At 54.2% G+C, this 16,084-nt stretch carries 16 protein-coding genes; 6 read left to right on the plus strand and 10 right to left on the minus strand.

Translation table 11 applies throughout. The features are described from left to right. Positions 1–19: 19 nt before the first annotated feature. From KJS42_RS09215 to KJS42_RS09225, 3 genes are all read right to left on the minus strand, one after another. The gene (locus KJS42_RS09215; protein ID WP_213622650.1) at positions 20–811 is read right to left on the minus strand and encodes an SDR family NAD(P)-dependent oxidoreductase; all 792 of its coding nucleotides are present in this window, start codon (positions 809–811) and stop codon (positions 20–22) included. A gap of 151 nt (positions 812–962) precedes the next feature. Continuing rightward, on the minus strand, positions 963–1,973 hold the full coding sequence (locus tag KJS42_RS09220; protein WP_213622651.1) for an AraC family transcriptional regulator: 1,011 nt from the start codon (positions 1,971–1,973) through the stop codon (positions 963–965). A gap of 98 nt (positions 1,974–2,071) precedes the next feature. Then, positions 2,072–2,995 carry an FUSC family protein gene (locus KJS42_RS09225; protein ID WP_155605636.1) on the minus strand — a complete coding sequence of 308 codons (924 nt, stop codon included), beginning with the start codon at positions 2,993–2,995 and terminating at the stop codon, positions 2,072–2,074. Positions 2,996–3,188: 193 nt separating this feature from the next. On the opposite strand from KJS42_RS09225, the gene KJS42_RS09230 reads away from it, so the two are divergent. Beyond that, entirely contained in the window at positions 3,189–3,749 is a 561-nt protein-coding gene (locus tag KJS42_RS09230) for a CBO0543 family protein (protein WP_213622652.1), read from the plus strand. Here the strand turns inward: KJS42_RS09230 and KJS42_RS09235 are convergent. The 4 genes from KJS42_RS09235 to KJS42_RS09250 all read right to left on the minus strand — a co-directional run bounded on the left by KJS42_RS09235 (position 3,644) and on the right by KJS42_RS09250 (position 7,754). Then, on the minus strand, positions 3,644–4,828 hold the full coding sequence (locus tag KJS42_RS09235) for an Acg family FMN-binding oxidoreductase (RefSeq protein ID WP_244868438.1): 1,185 nt from the start codon (positions 4,826–4,828) through the stop codon (positions 3,644–3,646). The two genes, KJS42_RS09230 and KJS42_RS09235, sit on opposite strands and share 106 nt — an antisense overlap. A 29-nt stretch (positions 4,829–4,857) precedes the next feature. Beyond that, entirely contained in the window at positions 4,858–5,526 is a 669-nt protein-coding gene (locus KJS42_RS09240; protein ID WP_155605638.1) for a TetR/AcrR family transcriptional regulator, read from the minus strand. Positions 5,527–5,698: 172 nt separating this feature from the next. Then, a complete protein-coding gene (locus tag KJS42_RS09245) occupies positions 5,699–6,487 on the minus strand; it encodes a helix-turn-helix domain-containing protein (protein ID WP_204801117.1) in 789 nt (262 codons plus the stop codon). 223 nt (positions 6,488–6,710) lie between these two features. Continuing rightward, positions 6,711–7,754, minus strand: a complete 1,044-nt coding sequence (locus tag KJS42_RS09250; RefSeq protein WP_213622654.1) for a YkvI family membrane protein — start codon at positions 7,752–7,754, stop codon at positions 6,711–6,713. A gap of 151 nt (positions 7,755–7,905) precedes the next feature. Here KJS42_RS09250 and KJS42_RS09255 point away from each other — a divergent pair, with 151 nt between their 5' ends. The 5 genes from KJS42_RS09255 to KJS42_RS09275 all read left to right on the plus strand — a co-directional run bounded on the left by KJS42_RS09255 (position 7,906) and on the right by KJS42_RS09275 (position 12,761). Beyond that, positions 7,906–8,733 carry an AraC family transcriptional regulator gene (locus KJS42_RS09255; protein WP_213622655.1) on the plus strand — a complete coding sequence of 276 codons (828 nt, stop codon included), beginning with the start codon at positions 7,906–7,908 and terminating at the stop codon, positions 8,731–8,733. 135 nt (positions 8,734–8,868) lie between these two features. After that, positions 8,869–10,029 carry a Gfo/Idh/MocA family protein gene (locus tag KJS42_RS09260; protein WP_213622656.1) on the plus strand — a complete coding sequence of 387 codons (1,161 nt, stop codon included), beginning with the start codon at positions 8,869–8,871 and terminating at the stop codon, positions 10,027–10,029. 511 nt (positions 10,030–10,540) lie between these two features. Further along, entirely contained in the window at positions 10,541–11,272 is a 732-nt protein-coding gene (locus tag KJS42_RS09265) for a ThuA domain-containing protein (protein WP_213622657.1), read from the plus strand. Beyond that, a complete protein-coding gene (locus KJS42_RS09270) occupies positions 11,272–12,375 on the plus strand; it encodes a Gfo/Idh/MocA family protein (protein ID WP_213622658.1) in 1,104 nt (367 codons plus the stop codon). The genes KJS42_RS09265 and KJS42_RS09270 overlap by 1 nt, the downstream gene beginning before the upstream one ends. Before the next feature lie 137 nt (positions 12,376–12,512). Next, on the plus strand, positions 12,513–12,761 hold the full coding sequence (locus KJS42_RS09275) for a hypothetical protein (protein WP_244868426.1): 249 nt from the start codon (positions 12,513–12,515) through the stop codon (positions 12,759–12,761). A 42-nt stretch (positions 12,762–12,803) separates the two neighbouring features. Here the strand turns inward: KJS42_RS09275 and KJS42_RS09280 are convergent, their stop codons facing one another. The 3 genes from KJS42_RS09280 to KJS42_RS09290 are packed head-to-tail and all read right to left on the minus strand — an operon-like array spanning position 12,804 to position 16,013. Further along, entirely contained in the window at positions 12,804–13,586 is a 783-nt protein-coding gene (locus KJS42_RS09280) for an SDR family NAD(P)-dependent oxidoreductase (RefSeq protein ID WP_213622659.1), read from the minus strand. 50 nt (positions 13,587–13,636) lie between these two features. Further along, positions 13,637–14,305 (minus strand): bifunctional 2-keto-4-hydroxyglutarate aldolase/2-keto-3-deoxy-6-phosphogluconate aldolase, encoded by a 669-nt coding sequence (locus KJS42_RS09285; protein WP_213622660.1) that lies wholly within the window; start codon positions 14,303–14,305, stop codon positions 13,637–13,639. Positions 14,306–14,345: 40 nt separating this feature from the next. Next, on the minus strand, positions 14,346–16,013 hold the full coding sequence (locus tag KJS42_RS09290; RefSeq protein WP_244868427.1) for a hypothetical protein: 1,668 nt from the start codon (positions 16,011–16,013) through the stop codon (positions 14,346–14,348). Between the last annotated feature and the right edge of the window lie 71 nt (positions 16,014–16,084).

Below are 16,084 nucleotides of genomic sequence, written 5' to 3' on the forward strand. Positions count from 1 at the left end.
TTTCGGGTCGAGCTGGCCCTTAATAGATCGTGGGTATCATACCTCCGTCCATGCGAACCGGAGAGCCTCTGAATGCCGAGGCATAAGGGCTGCATAAGAACACGGCTAACCGCCCGATTTCAAACGGTCGGATAAACCGCTGCAACTCGGAATGCGCCAGGTTTGCGGCCATGAATTTTTTCTCCTTGTCTGCAAAAGCCAGGTCTTCCGGATATATCTGTTCGATGATCTGCTGTACCTTTTCGGATAGCGTCGGTCCCGGCAGGATGGTATTCGAGGTGACCTCCGTTCCTGCCGTCCGTTTGGAGAGGCTTTTGGAAAGCGATAATAACATGGATTTGGTCATCGCATACTGAGGCATTTGCCCCGATGGCATCACCGCTTCCTCGCTGGCCATGAACAGGATTCGGCCAAAGTTATTTTTCAACATCTTGGGCAAGTAGAATTTCGTCAACGCGTTCGCGGCAAGGACGTTGGTTCGAAAGTAAGTATCCCATACCTCCTCTTTCACGTCTTCATAGGCCATGATTTCATAGATCCCCATATTGTTAATCAATAGATCAACCTCAGGATACCGCTCAAACAAGGCGTCCCGTTGCTGCGGGTCCACCAAATCGGCTTGCGCGTTCTGCGGCGAAGTTGCCGGGAACTCCAGCTTCAACTCTTGCACGGTGCGTTCGACTTCTTCCGGATCCCGGCCATTGACCAGCACCTGAACGCCCTCCCGCGCAAGTTCGAAAGCGATGGCTCTCCCTATCCCTTTGGTTGATCCGGTGACTAATGCCGTTTTGTTCCCTAATCCCATATCCATAGATGTATGTCTCCTTTAGCTGTATTCGCGACAAGCCGGTTGGATGCTCGGAATGCAGCAATCCGGCGTCTGGATACAGCTTATGTTACAGGGTTAGGCTTGTTCGGTAACTAGCGTACCGCGACAAAATTCTTGGATTCGGCGCCACTTGTCATGACGATCTGCCCCCCAATTGGGCGGAACGCCAATTCGAAGGCGTATCCCCTTCCCAGAGGCGGAAAGCCCGGTAAAACGAATTCTGGTCCTCAAATCCGACCAAAAAAGCGACCTCTTTGATATTCAGCTCGGGATTCGCCAAGTATTCTCGGGCTTGTTCGTGCCTAGCCCGATTCAGCATCTGTTTGAATGTTGTGCCTTCGTCTGCCAATCGACGCTGCAAGGTGCGATCGCTCATGCCCAACTTCCTTGCCACAACATGAATGTCCAAGCGTCCTTCGCCCAAATCTCGCTTGAGCGTCCGACGAACCGCCTCAGAAATCGAACGCGAGCGTTTCTCATCTAATGACTGATCCAATATAGGGGTCAGAATCTCCAGCAATTCTTGGTTATGCGAAACAAACGACCGGTCTAAATCCCTCCGATTCAGCGTCAGCCGGTTTCGGGTGGAACCGACGGTGACCCGGCAACCGAAATAATCTTCCAATATGCTTACGTTGTCCACCGATCCGGAAAATTCCACGGAACGGGCTTTGATAGGCTGTCCGGTTCCCCGACGTCCAAGCTCAAGGAGAAAGGCCAGCGTCGTTCCGATCAGGACGGCAGGGCTGGTTGGCTCACTTGGCCCACCGCTTAGCTCTAATGTAATGTACGCCCCCTCCTCTTCGTTGATCAACAAGTTTTCCGGAGGACACATGGGTTTGTACCGCGCCATTCCATACAACGCCTCACGATAAGTACGGGCATGGTATGTCGCTAAAACAGTTGGCGGATAGTGATCCGAATCAAATGTGGCCGCAAGCTTAACTATCCCTTTGGCTGAATCGCCCATGAGGTCGGCATAAGTCTGCCATATCCGAACATATTGTGCCGTGGTGACGAAGACCGGGTCCGTCATCCGGGATAACGACAGTTGCGCTCGGCTGGCCACCACATGAGGGTCGATTCCCAATAACTGAAAACTCGCCCATAAACCTGGCGGGATGGTGATGCGGTCGGTATTCATCGGTTATCGCTCCCCTTCTATCTGCTTCCCTATCGTTCAAGGTTATGTTCAGTAGTATATAACAAGAAAGCAGCCTCCGGGGAGGCTGCTTCTATTCGTTACGATATTTTAAGCTCCACCTTCGCTTGGAGACGTCCCCGCTCCTGAATCGGAAGCGGCAATCCCAGCTTCTGCAATTCGGCGTAGATCCAATCCGAATGATAAGCATAAACGATTTCGATGTTACGACGCAGCTCTTCACTATGGTAACCCGCCGTCGGCTCTTCAACCCGTTCGTTATCGCTGTCAGCCAGCAGCAGTCGATGCTCGTTAATCAATTGCTGAAGGATGACCAGATGCTCATAGATATGCCGATAAGATTCAATCTCCTCGGCGATTTGATCCATCGATTCACTCAGGTCTCGCGTCAAATGGAACTCTTCTTTGCACAGCTGATAATATTTCACTAAGCAGTCCAGCTCTGCACGAAAGCTCTTTAGATCGACGGTTTCCCGGCAGGTTGCAATCTGCCCGAACAAATCGGCCATCCGTTTGGCGACGGCTTTACGCGCTTTTTCCAGATCAGCTTCATGTTTAGGCGGAAAGACCACCAAATTGACAATGACGGCAACGGCAATCCCGATCAGCGTGTCCGTGATCCGGTTAATGCCATAGAATATGGGACTTTCTCCTGGCTGGAGATTGAGCATGATGGCTAAAAATACGATACAACCGATGGATATCGATTTATTCCATTTTAACAGATTGCAAATATAAATCACGACGATGACCCCAATTGCGCAATATACCGCGTTTCCTGGTTCGATCATGGCGAAACCCGCACCAACGATTGCCCCAACGAATGTACCCATCGTCCGGTGTTTCCCGGCGGTAAACGAGTTGGTGACCGAATTTTCCATTGAGATTATCGTTGCGATCGCGGCGTAAAAAGGATACTCCAGGCGCATTAACGCGGCAATGATCACGCACAAACAGATGGCTAGGCCCGTCTTGAGATTGCGCAAACCGATCGTCCATTTCAAACGAATCAACCCCTCATTAAATTCAGAACCTGAACTCAGAACCGTATTATATAAGATGGGTTCATCCGGCCTCAACCAAATATGTAACAAAGGGCGATCGTTTTCGGGGGAATTTCGGTTATCTTTCATGAAATATTCAAATAATTTCAAAGAACTTACAGGAGCGTCATGATCTCGGCTCCAAAATAAGGGGTTGAAGGAAAATCTGCCGAACCAGTTGGAGAAACCAAAATCTGGACAAACTGCTACTGAGGTGATTAAATTGCTGATCAATATCATCGCCGGATTCCTGGTTCCCTGGATTGCCGGCGCTTTTCTGATCTATTGGGACAAAAAAGCGATGCTGCTTGCCTTTCCTTCGGGCGGGTTCATGTCGCTGCTGTTCAACGACTTCGGCGTTTATACCAAGTGGTGGCAGTTACATCCGGATCACATGGAGTCCGTAACCACCATTCCGTTTAACCTTGGGATCTATCCGATCGTGGCGGGCTGGATGCTCCACTTCATATTTACTACCCGGTTCCGGTTCAATGCCGCCCTGATGATTGCGGCTTTTGCCGCCTTATTGACCGGTGCCGAATTCGTTTACGTCTGCCTGGACAAGATCCAATACGGAAACGGATGGAATATCGGCTGGACCTACTTGTCCTATATCCTGGCATTAGGGGCCGTATACGGATATTCATTCATGACATCGCGCCGCATACTTAACGGGGCTTCCCGGGTGGGACGGCCCACCCGGACGAGCATCTGAATCGAGCCGCCGCCGGGGGCATAATCGCGATGGATGCCGTCGTACTTAGCCTTCATTTCCGGGTACTCTTCCAAGGCTTGGCTTAACGGCTGGACGGCCAGGCCCAAGCGATGGGCTTCCAGGATCAATCGACTGTATGCCATACCGCTTAGAACTTGGGCGGATCGGGTATTCTCGGATGCGACGATCATAGCGTAAACCGAGGTATGATCTACCGAAGTTTGAGTTGACTTGACGAAGGTATCGGCTGCAGCTTGGCCTACGTTGAGGGACGGAAATAACGTAACCATCCCTTGCATCAAATGTCGCATGAGGCCCTGAGTTCCTTGTCCCTCGACGGAAAATCCGTAACGGTATTCATTTTTCTCGCGTTCGTTGGCTCGAAAAATCAGCTCCGTTTCCTTCATCACCCGTCTTACGCTCGCCTCGATCTTAGCGGCTCGAATCGCGTACTCGCCAAGCTTCTGAACGTTATCCTCATCCTGGTACACCGTAACCTGCACCCCGTAACCGTCACCGATTCCTTCAAGCGTTGCCTTGGCTTCGGAGGAAAGCTTGCCCGGTTCGTAGGCTCCCCGGTTCGTATCCGGCGAATACAGAAACGGATATAGCGGCTCGGTTCGCGGTTCGGCTTGCGTCAAAGTTATGCGCGCCACCGGTTTCTTCTCCATGCTGGCCGTCAAATGCCGCTCGTCGTATTCTCCTTCCGGGAACAGCCGAATCTCCACATCATACCCCTCCTGCTGTCCGGCAATGCGCACGTACTCCAGAAACGTCCCCTGGGTCACCATCATCTGCCGAGATAATGGATCCACCTCGGGGGTTAGGCGTGTTGAATCGGCATACAAATCCAATACGTTCGAATCCGCAGGGTCAAGCCGAACTTTCCATGGCTGCATGTTATGCCCGCTTGCCGCGAGCAGACCGCGCGCAACCAAGGAAATCCGCGGATCGTCTGCCTGTTGCGCGTATTCGGGTTGCCAAGGTTCAAGATATTTCGGTGATGCCCCAATCCCGCTGATCAGAAGCAGCGCGATAAACGCCGCAACGATGAAAATGCCGATGCCCGCTACGATCATCTTCACTCGACCTCTCCCTATTCTCAGCCTCATCGGTCACTCTCTCCTTGACCGGAGCGAATCGAACGAATCAGCAGATGATAAGCCTCCGCCACCAAATCCTCCGACGTCGTATTATAGTAGTTACGAATATAGTTTCCTTTCTTACCCGCAGTATTAAATACGCCAACGGTGCAGGCCCATAGAACGAGCGCGGTTTTCTCCGGATGGATATCGGATCGCACGGAGCCTTCCGCCATTCCTTTGTTCAAAATTCCGATCAAACGGCCCATGACCTGTTCGCCGAGCTCGTAACACGCTTCCCGGGACGGGTCCGGAACGTCATTCTTAAAATCAAGCTCTCCGTTCTCGTATTCCATGATCGCGCGAAAATAGTCGGGATGCGTGAGGCTGAACCGATGTAATGTCAAGGCCATCTGCTTGAGTTCTCCAATGGCATCGGTACGGTCTTTTTTCTCCGTGTCGTCTCTCAACATTTGGAGCAGTTGTTTGTACCCTCGGGTCATGATTTCGAAATAGAGCTGTTCCTTACTGCTAAAGTAGATATATAGCGTCCTTTTGCTGAATTCTGCCGCTCTCGCGACATCGTCCATCGTTGCTAGATCGTACCCTTTTGCAAAAAACACCTTTTCCGCCGCCTCGATCATTTCCTGCCTGCGCAGCTCGCGGGCTTTCTCTTTGCGCTCCTGGCTCCCCAATGGAATCCCTCCACAAATTGCACTATAGTGCAACAAAGTAAACTATAAGTTTACTTTTAATTATAGTTTCCTTTCATTTCCTGTCAACCCTAGTTCATCGGTACCCGAGGGGCCTGGGCATCCATGCAAACAGCCCCCATCAAGAGATGGGGGCCGTGATCCTTGCTAGGAGTTATCCACGGAACATGGCAACGATCCATTCCAACAGCGGTTTCCACATCTTCGGATATTCCTGGGCGATCAATGACCTCACCTGATCGGCATGAATGCTGGCAAAGTCATCGTTTTGGATAGCCAGCGTATACGCTCCTCTGACAGCATCTCCGATGGCTATATGCCCGCTGGCATACCCCCCGATGGCAATCCGGGAGGCGATGGCCAGACCGCCAAAAGCATAAACACCGATAGACAAGCCGCCGAAGGCCAGTACGCCGATCGCGACCCCGCCGGCAGCGACAAAACCGGCTGCAAACCCACCAGCTGCCAGGAGTATGGCCAACGCTAGCGCGCCAAGACTGACCAGTCCCGCCGACACCACACCAAGGCATAGACCGCCAAGCGCGAGAAGACCAAGCGAAACAGTACCGATGGCAATATTACCGATCGCAATGACACCCTTCGCTACATACATGCCGCGTCCTACATTAATGTGAATGAGCGGCACACCAAACCAGGTCGTTTTACTTTTGTATTCATAATGAACTCGATAGCGAGTAGTTTGAACATTTGACCCCAAGGGCAGCTCCTGTTGTTCCGATTGTACACCCCGGACCAAATGATCCATGCTCACCTGAAACAACTCGCATAAGGCAATCAATTTATCCGTTTCCGGGTACGATTGACCCGACTCCCACTTCGAAACGGCTTGCCGCGATACTCCGATCGCTTCGGCCAAATTTTCCTGGGACATCCCTTTTTGCTTCCGATAGTTCTGCAGCTTCTCTGCAAAATCCATGTTCATCACCTCGCCTCCATCATATCCGCTCCAGCATTCCCGAACTATCAAGCGAAGCTGGCAATCTGTCAACCACCGGTTGCGATTGGCCGCATTAAAGGGTTATTGCTCGGGAAATGACCGCTATCCCCAGTATAAACCAGCCTGCGAAGCGGCTCCGTGATATTTTCAGCAAGGAAATGAGTGGTGGAGGATCCGACTTGAGAACAGCGAGGCAGCAAGCACGAAGTTAACGCTTCGGCAACCGGCGGAACGCCAGCAGGAGGAGCAGCAGCATGCCGATATAACCAAACAACGGATACAAGTACGTTAATAAGTAGGAGAAGCCTGCCTGACTGATCAGAAAGCAAGCAAGCAACACGGTGAGCAGGGTTGCGTTTTTGGGCACCTTGTAGAGGCTTTGCAGCTGCCTTGTGACCCCAAACACGTTTCCGATCAACGTCGTAAAGATCTCCCCGTAGATCACCAGAAGAAAGAGGACATGCAGGAACGCCCCCAGATCACGGACGATTTCCGCCATCGGAATGTCATAGCTGAGCATCTCGGGCATTCGTGAATTCAGGGCAAAATGGTAAATCATCAGCATCGCCCCCAAACCGATGCCCCCCCATATCCCTCCCCATTTCAAAGTGCTCTCATCCCGGACCTCACTGCCTAACGGAACCATTACCGCCTGGATAAAGGCAAAATTCAATGCGGCGTAAGTAAACGGGCTTAGCGCCCAGCGGAAGTCCCCCAACTGCTGCAGTTGCCAGTCGTTGATCCCCAGCAGGCTCTCCGGCTGAATCGCTCGGAAGGCAATCAAGCTCGTGAACAGAAGGATCATGGGAACGACAAGCGCATTGACGATCACGATGCCGTTCATTTCCTTCGTCATGACCAGGTAACTTAAACCGATGCTGATCACGATCCCCAGTTGATAAGGAAGATGGAGCTGCTCCGCGAAGATGGAACCGGTGCCGGACAACATTACGGCGGTAACCCCAAGCAAAATCAGCAAAGTCAAAAAGTTGGCTACCTTGCCGAAGAAGCGGCCAAACAAATGATCATTAAATTCCTGGTACGAAAAGGCTTGAATCCGATGGGCGTAAATCATCATTTTCGTCCCTAGCCACATAAACAGAAAGGTTGTGACAACGATACCCGCCGTTCCAACCGGGCCGTACAGGGTGAAAAACTGCATGATCGATTGTCCCGAAGCAAACCCCGCACCCACGACGGTACCGATATAGGTCACGGCAATTTGAAATATTTTCACCCATCGATCGTTCATATATCCTCCACAATTACCATTTTTTACTCTTTTGTACTTTCATCCTATGTCCAAGCTCTGCCTTCTATTCTCGAAATAAAATAGAGGAATCTCTGGCCGAAATGCAGTACATTTAGGAGGAAACCTATCTCAACGACGCGGAGTGAGCTACGTGAAATCGTTCTATCAAAATTGGAAACTGGATCCGGAGCTTCCGATGGACATCTATCAAAGCACCAACATCACGTTTTATCCCCATTTTCATGCCGAGATCGAGTTTATTTATGTCATATCCGGAGCGATTCGGATCGGTGTGAACGAAGAGAGCCGCATGCTCCGGCAAGGTGACATGGTGGTCTGCGGCAGCAACGACATCCACTACTTTGACAGTCGGGGATTCGAATCGGAAATCATGATTCTCATCTGTAAGCCAGAATGGATCACCATGACTAAGAGCTGGCCGCTCGACTTTCGGTTCGCTTCTCCTTATATTCCGGCGAATACCCCAGGGCTGGAAAGGGTACAAAAGATACTGGAAGAGCTCATCCGAGAGAAAAACGAAAGACAACCCGGTTACCCGCTACTCCTGAAAGCCGGGATTGCGAGGTTATACGGAAGCTTGCAAAGATACGTAGATACCCATCCAATGGATCGTTCTACCAAGGAGAAGTACGAATCCCGCCGCGCACGGATGCAGCAAATTTTGTCCTATATCGAGGATCATTATCGCGAAGAATTAAACGTTGCGGTGATGGCGGAGCGTTTTTCGATGGAACCCTCTCATTTCAGCCGGTCCTTCAAAGCCGCTATCGGCATGAACTTCAAAACCTACCTCAACACGGTTCGAGTGTTAAGCGCCGAGCACCAGCTGTTGACCAGCGACCTCAGCATCATGGAAATCGCCCTGGAATGCGGCTTCAGCAGTATTCGCACCTTCAATCGGGTCTTTAAGGAACTGCGAGGCAACATCCCTTCCAGCCTGCGCCACCCGGAAAGCTAAAGTTCTCGCAAAAAGCCGGAAAACGCATATTTTGTCCAGGATTCCACATAAACTGGCGAGAGAAATCTGAGGAATCTATTTATAATGATTCTTGAAATAACAGCAATTACCATACCCGCGAAACGGAGGAATTCGATGAACCCGCTGCGTGTCGGAATGATCGGTTACAAGTTTATGGGCAAAGCCCACAGCAACGCCTATCGGGCGTTGCCGATGTTTTTCCCCGGTGCCTTAAAACCGGAAATGGCCGTACTGTGCGGCCGTAACGAGGAAGCGGTGCAGGAGGCCGCAAATCGCTTGGGATGGCGCGAAATCGCCACGGATTGGCGTGAACTTGTTGCCAGGGACGATATCGACCTGATCGACATCAATGCTCCCAGTGACGCTCATAAGGAAATCGCGCTGGCGGCGGCCCGGGCGGGTAAGCATATTTTTTGCGAAAAACCGTTAGCGCTTACATTAAAGGATTCTCGCGAGATGCTGGCTGCTGCCGAAGCAGCCGACGTCGCCCATATGGTCGGATTCAACTATCGCTTCTCCCCGGCGGTCAAGTTGGTCAAGGAGCTGGTGCAAAGCGGCCGGTTGGGTAAAATCTATCATTTCCGGGCCTGGTTCCTTCAGGATTGGATCCTCGATCCGTCCTTTCCGCTCGTTTGGCGGCTACAAAAGGACGTTGCGGGTTCGGGCTCGCACGGCGATTTAGGCGCGCATCTGATCGACCTGGCCCACTATTTGGTCGGAGACATCCGTGAGGTGATCGGCATGAGCGAGACGTTTATCAAGGAGCGGCCGCTGGCCGAGAACATGACGGGACTCAGCGCCAAGAGCAGCGCGAATGCGCCGAAGGGGCCGGTCACGGTCGACGACGCCACGCTGTTCCTGGCCCGGTTCGCGAACGGGGCGTTGGGCAGCTTTGAGGCGACGCGGTTTGCCGCTGGCCACCGCTCGACGAATGCGTTTGAAATCAACGGCAGTCTGGGCAGCGTGAAATTCGACTTCGAGCGAATGAATGAGCTTGAGGTGTATTTCACCTCGGACGACGCCGATGTTCAGGGCTTCCGCCGCGTCCTTGCGACCGATCCGGCACATGCCTATGCCGAAGCGTGGTGGCCGCCGGGGCACACGATTGGATTCGAGCACACGTTTACGCACGAAATGCTCGAGCTGACCACGGCGATCCGCGAAGGCCGCCAGCCGGTGCCAAGCTTCCGCGAAGGCGTACAATGCCAGGCGGTGCTGGAAGCGGTGGAGCGCTCGGTCGCGGAACGGCGTTGGGTCGACATTTCGGAGATGTGAGTCAGTTGGACCCCATGAGTCCGGAGCTTCAGCCTGCAAATGTGGCCCGACCCAGGAGCGGGTCGTGGCGTGGGAGTGCGGAGTGGTGCCTGTTGCGGGAACGTGTGCGAGAGCGAGTGCGTGCGCGGGAATGCGTGCGCGGGAGTGCGTGTGCGGGAGTACGGCGCGGGAGTGCGGCGCGGGAGTGCGTGTGCGGGAGTACGGCGCGGGAGTGCGGTACCGGAGTACGGCGCGGAAGTTCTACCCGGGGTGCGGCGCGCCTAACGGACCGTAGCGACCTTATTTGCCCATTTCCCGGCTATTTCCCGCTGTAACGGACTCCAAAGACCTTATTAGACTCTCATCGCATACATTTAGCTGGTTTTATCCCAAATAAGGTCTCCTCGGTCCGTTAGATTTCGCAACTGCACGCACGCAGGTAAATAACGTCTCTGGTGTCCGTTAGCAACTAGATGAGCCACTGAAATGTGTTCGGAGGAAACATACCTTAGAGGAGAGAAGGAAAATCAAGATGAAAAAAGCATTAATCGTCTGGGGCGGCTGGGATGGACATGAGCCGGATCAGGTAGCTGGAATTTTCGCCGGCGTTCTGCGAGAGCATGCATTCGAGGTGGAGGTCTCCGATACCTTGGAGGTTTTTGCCGATGCGGAAAAGCTGCTTGGTCTTGATCTAATCGTACCGGTGTGGACGATGGGAACCATCGACCAGGGGCTGGTAAATAATGTGTCGGCAGCGGTACAAGCGGGAACCGGCCTGGCCGGTTGCCATGGCGGGATGTGCGATTCGTTCCGGAACAACGTCGATTGGCAATTTATGACCGGCGGACAATGGGTTGCCCACCCTGGTAATGACGGTGTGGACTACAAGGTTGAAATCATCGCCAATTCCAGTCCGTTAGTGGAAGGGATCGAGGATTTCCGCGTCCAGACCGAGCAGTATTACCTCCATGTCGACCCCGCGGTTGAGGTGCTAGCGACCACCCGTTTCCCGGTCGTTGACGGACCTCACCGCCTCAATAAGCCGGTTGATATGCCGGTCGTGTGGACGAAGCGCTGGGGCATCGGACGAGTCTACTATAATTCGCTAGGTCATCACGCGGATATCGTGGACCTGCCTCCGGTGAAGGAAATGATGACTCGCGGGATGCTGTGGGCAGCGGAAGGCAAGCGGCTTGCCCTGGAATCGCAAGGCGGCAATGGACATCTCCAGCACAACTATACGGGCATGGGGGACAGCCAATAATGGACAAAATCAAGGTAGGGATTATCGGCTGCGGCAAAATCAGCGGCATTTACATGGAAAATTGCGCAAAGTTCGAGGCGCTTGATCTTGTGGCCTGTGCCGACCTCGATGTGAACCGGGCGCGGGAGCAGGCCAAACAATACAACGTCCCCCGAGCCTGCTCGGTTGACGAGTTGCTGCAAGATCCCGACATTCAGATCGTGATCAACCTGACCATTCCGGCGGCACATGCCGAGGTTTGCCTGAAAGCATTGGATTCCGGCAAACATGTGTACGTGGAGAAGCCGCTGGCCGTAACCCGTGAGGAAGGCTTGGCCGTCCTCGAAGCAGCCCGCCGCAACGGGCTCATGGTCGGCAGCGCGCCGGAGACGTTCTTCGGCGCCGGAATCCAGACGGCGCTGAAGCTGATTCAGGACGGGGCCATTGGACGTCCCGTGTCGGCGGCTGCGTTTATGATGAGCCGCGGGCACGAGTTCTGGCATCCAGACCCGGAATTTTATTATGCCAAAGGCGGAGGACCGATGTTTGATATGGGTCCCTACTATTTGACGGCACTGATTCAGTTGCTGGGTCCGATTCATCGTATCGCCGGGATGACCGGCAAAGCGCTGGAACAACGTACGATCACTAGCGAGAAAAAGTACGGGCAATCGATTGAAGTCGAGGTGCCCACTCATGTCACGGGTACGCTGCAATTTGCGCATGGAGCGATTGCTACGCTAACCACCAGCTTCGATATTTTTGGTGGCAGCACGCTGCCCCCGATCGAAATTCATGGGACCGAAGGCACGTTGCTTGTGCCTGATCCGAATTCCTTCGGCGGCCCGGTCAAACTCCGTCGGATCGGCGAGGAAGCCTGGACCGAGGTCCCGCTGCTCCTTGGCTATGCCGAGAACAGCCGCGGCATCGGCCCGGCTGACATGGCGAGCGCCTTACTGCACGACCGGCCGCACCGCGCCAGCGGCGAGCTGGCCTACCACGTGCTGGAGGCGATGTGGGGCTTCCACGATGCCTCCGATGCGGGCACCTACTATGAGATGCAAAGCACCTGTACCCCACCCGCCGCATTGCCGGTGGGCCTGGAGCCGTATCAACTCGATTAGCCGGATAACTAGCTGACGAAACCTAATCGCAAAGAACTCCCGAGCTTCTTTCAGTTCGGGAGTTCTTTTTTTAGTATAGTCCAAACTATGCGCGCCATATAGATGAACAGCGATTTATGGAGAGGAATGGGGGAACTATGGCCGCAAATAAGCAATGTCCCTTTATATTTGTGACGATCAAAGCGTCTACGATCCGAAACATCTTTGTTCTGGATCTCATAGCAGGGACCGGAATTTACTACTTGATCAAGTTGGTAACCGCCAGCGTGCTGTTGGGCTCGATTGGCAGCGCTTTGGGGACGGAGGCGATGAAGCGAATACCCATAGCGCGGTTGATTCAAATGAACCGGAGCATCTCCCCTGTAAAAAAAGCGGATCGTCACTAATTCGACGATCAGCCTTTTCAACCGGCGATTCCCCCCGCCGTGTTACAACACCGACGACGTGCCGCCGTCGATGTTGACCGCCGTGCCCGTCACATACGACGCGGCCTCGGAGACCAGGAAGGCGATCACCTTCGCCGCCTCCTCTACCTGGCCAATCCGCCCCAGCGGGATGCCATGGCGCGGATCGGTCGCGAACTGCTCCCAGGTGAGGTCGGGCGCGGCTTGGCGCCATTTTCGCTCGATCTGGTCGCTGCGGACCAGCCCGATGCATACCGCATTCACACGGATGCGGTCGGCAGCTAGGTCCTTGCTCATCGCCTTCGTGAGGGCCAGGCCGGCTGCCCGGCTAACCGATGTCGGCAAAGAAGAAGCTCCCGGCGTCTTGCCGCTGATTGCGGTGACGTTTAGGATCGCACCGCCCCCGGCTTCACGCAGATAGGGAACGGCAGCCCGGGAGAAGTTCACTGTCCCGAGCACCTTTAGATCCAGATCCGCTCCCCAAGTCTCCGCCTCGACTTGCTCGAAAGGCCCTGCGGCCGACGTTCCGGCGTTGTTGATGACAATATCGAGCCCGCCAAATTGCTCCGCCGCCTGCTCTACCGCCCGGCGCGCATCCTCACCCGAAGCGACGTCGGCGACGAGGACGAGCGGTTCAACCCCCGTCTTCGCATGAATGGTCGCGGCCGCTTCCCTAAGCGGACCTTCCCCCCGCGCGACGATGGCTACTTGAGCCCCTTCCGCAGCTAGTATGAGGGCGGTAGCAAGACCAATGCCCTTGCTGCCGCCGGTTATCATTGCCCGTTTCCCTTGCAAACCAAGATCCACGTGAATCCCTCCTCGTCGATTTATTCTTTTTTATTCAGAATAATCTACGTTTAGGATAACCCTTTGGCCTTCAAATACTCCGCCTTATAAGCCGCCGCCTTCTGGGCGATCAGCGACAGGTCGTGCTTCTTCACCGCTTCGTTCGTCAAGTCCGAGCCAATGCCGACAGCCACCGCCCCGGCTTGGATCCATTCGCCGAGATTCGCCAGCGAGACCCCGCCGGTAGGCATGAGGTTTGCCTGCGGCAGCGGCCCCTTGACGGCCTTGATCATCGACGGATCGTACAGATTGCCCGGGAACAGCTTCACGATGTCCGCCCCCAGCTCCAGCGCTTCCTGGATTTCTTTGATCGTCATGCATCCAGGCATCACCGGGATGCGGTAACGGTTACACAATCTCACCGTGTCCGGGTTCAAGGATGGCCCGACGACGAACTGAGCGCCGCTCAGAATCGCCGCCCGCGCCGTTTCGGGATCAAGCACCGTTCCCACGCCGATTATGGCATATCGGGATTCATCCTGCGTGTCCCAGGTGTATTTGCGGGCTAGCTCCTCGATCGCCCGTAAAGCAAACGGAATCGTCATCGTGACTTCGATGACTTTAATACCGCCGGCAATCGCCTGCTCGGCCATTTGCACGACATCCTCCGGAGTTTCACCACGCAACACGGCGACAACGCCTTCTTGCATGATTTTTTGCGTAAGCAGCAGCTTCTTCATCCTTATACCCTCTTTCTTACGATTACGTGTTCTTTGCCCCTTACAATGAAAAAGAATATGACTCCAAATCAACACGCTGGCCGTTCACCTGTCGATTTCCCAGAAGTCCGGGACCCTCAACGCGGAGAAAAAGCTTGGCTTCCTCGGCATATGTAGCGTACGACACACCGATGCTTCCCGCTCCTCCACCGACTTCATATCGGGGCGCACGGGACATCGCAGTTGAGACGAACTCATCCAGTCCGGTGATCCCCCGAAGGCTCGCTCCCGGTACGCCAAGGGCTTCCACTACGATGCCAACGCAGCGTGCATCCGCCACAACTTGCAGATAACCGTTCCGATCCTGTACCTGGTAAGCCCCCGATACATACACGGCAAAATACGTCTCTTCGACCTTTCCGAATATACCATTCGCTGCAAACCGCCATTCTCCTTCCGGAAGCACGCCATAGACCTGTTCCGTCGCGTCTTCCGGCAGTGAGTATACAGCCATAACGACATTCTTATGATACAGCACATCCGTCCACCCGCTTTGATGGCGCGGGTCGTTGCCCGCAGGATCATATCCTTTGCCGGGATGGAAAAAATACAGCTGATTGCCTTTCTCGCCGCGGACCGGCAAGCTGAATAGCCAACGCAGCTTTTCGTTGTCGAATTCCTCGACTCTCTCCCACATCCCCCCGACCCCAAATTGACCGGTGACATAAGCATAGGAATGAAGCCGATGCTTCACACCGCCGATCTCTTTAAGTAGAGCGGCTCGGGCCTCGAAGGGTTCATTCCGCTCCAGCGCCCGATGCCGAGCTCGCAGGGGCGCTTCGTAGAATAGAAACCCGGCATACTCTGTGCGTGGCATCGCTTTCGGCAACTCGAAATCGCCGAATTGCACATAGTCGTGCAGGACGTTGGCGTCCCGCGGCGCATCATGCGGCCAGCCGCGGGCATGGGCCCCAACCCAGGACCCTTTGAAATAATACACCGCTCGAACGTTCCATAAATGGTCGAGCATCTCGGAGAGCTCGTTCTTGACCTCCGCATCATCCACCAGCCCCCACGCGCAGGTAAACGCCTGAATCCAATGCCAGAACCACGGCAAAGCCCCGTATTCGGCCATACCCTCAAGGCGAAGATGGGCAAGCGTTTGTCGCAGGCATTCCCTTCCATCCGCAAACAATGCCGCATCCCCGTATCGCTGTCCAAAGATCAGCTTCGCAGCCGTGTACTTCGCCTCGTGATGGTTGTACTCCCGTAAAGGTTTGCGATAAAATCCGCTGCGGTACACATGGGACAAGGCCTCCTCGAACCGCGTAGCCACCTCCGGGCTCAGGTGCTCCCCATAGCTCTGCACGAAATACACCATCAAACTGCCCATCAGCTCCACCGGCAGCACATGAGGCGTTGCCAGATCCGGAGCCGGGTCAAGCCCCAGTGGCCAATGGCCGTACAACGACAACGGGCTAGCCGCCACCCGATCCTGCAGTAGAAGCACACGCAGCAGCACCTTCTCCGCCAGTTGCCGGCCTTCCACGCGATCAAACGACGACGTTTCTTCCGAGTCGACGGCGGCTGCAAATAAATAGGAGGCGTAATAAAAGTTGTCCCGAATATCGCCGTGAAACCACAGCCCGCTGGCTAGGAGAGGCTGACGCCACGCATACTCGGCCGCTCGATGGACGATTTCTCCCATTCTTGCTCGATAAAGATTCATCAAATAGCGCCCCTTCCCCCACATCCTATCATGGTTCCCACGGCGGCTAAAGCCGGTGAATCCACGATTTG

Source organism: Paenibacillus sp. J53TS2 (assembly GCF_018403305.1).
GTDB classification, from domain to species: domain Bacteria; phylum Bacillota; class Bacilli; order Paenibacillales; family Paenibacillaceae; genus Fontibacillus; species Fontibacillus rhizolycopersici.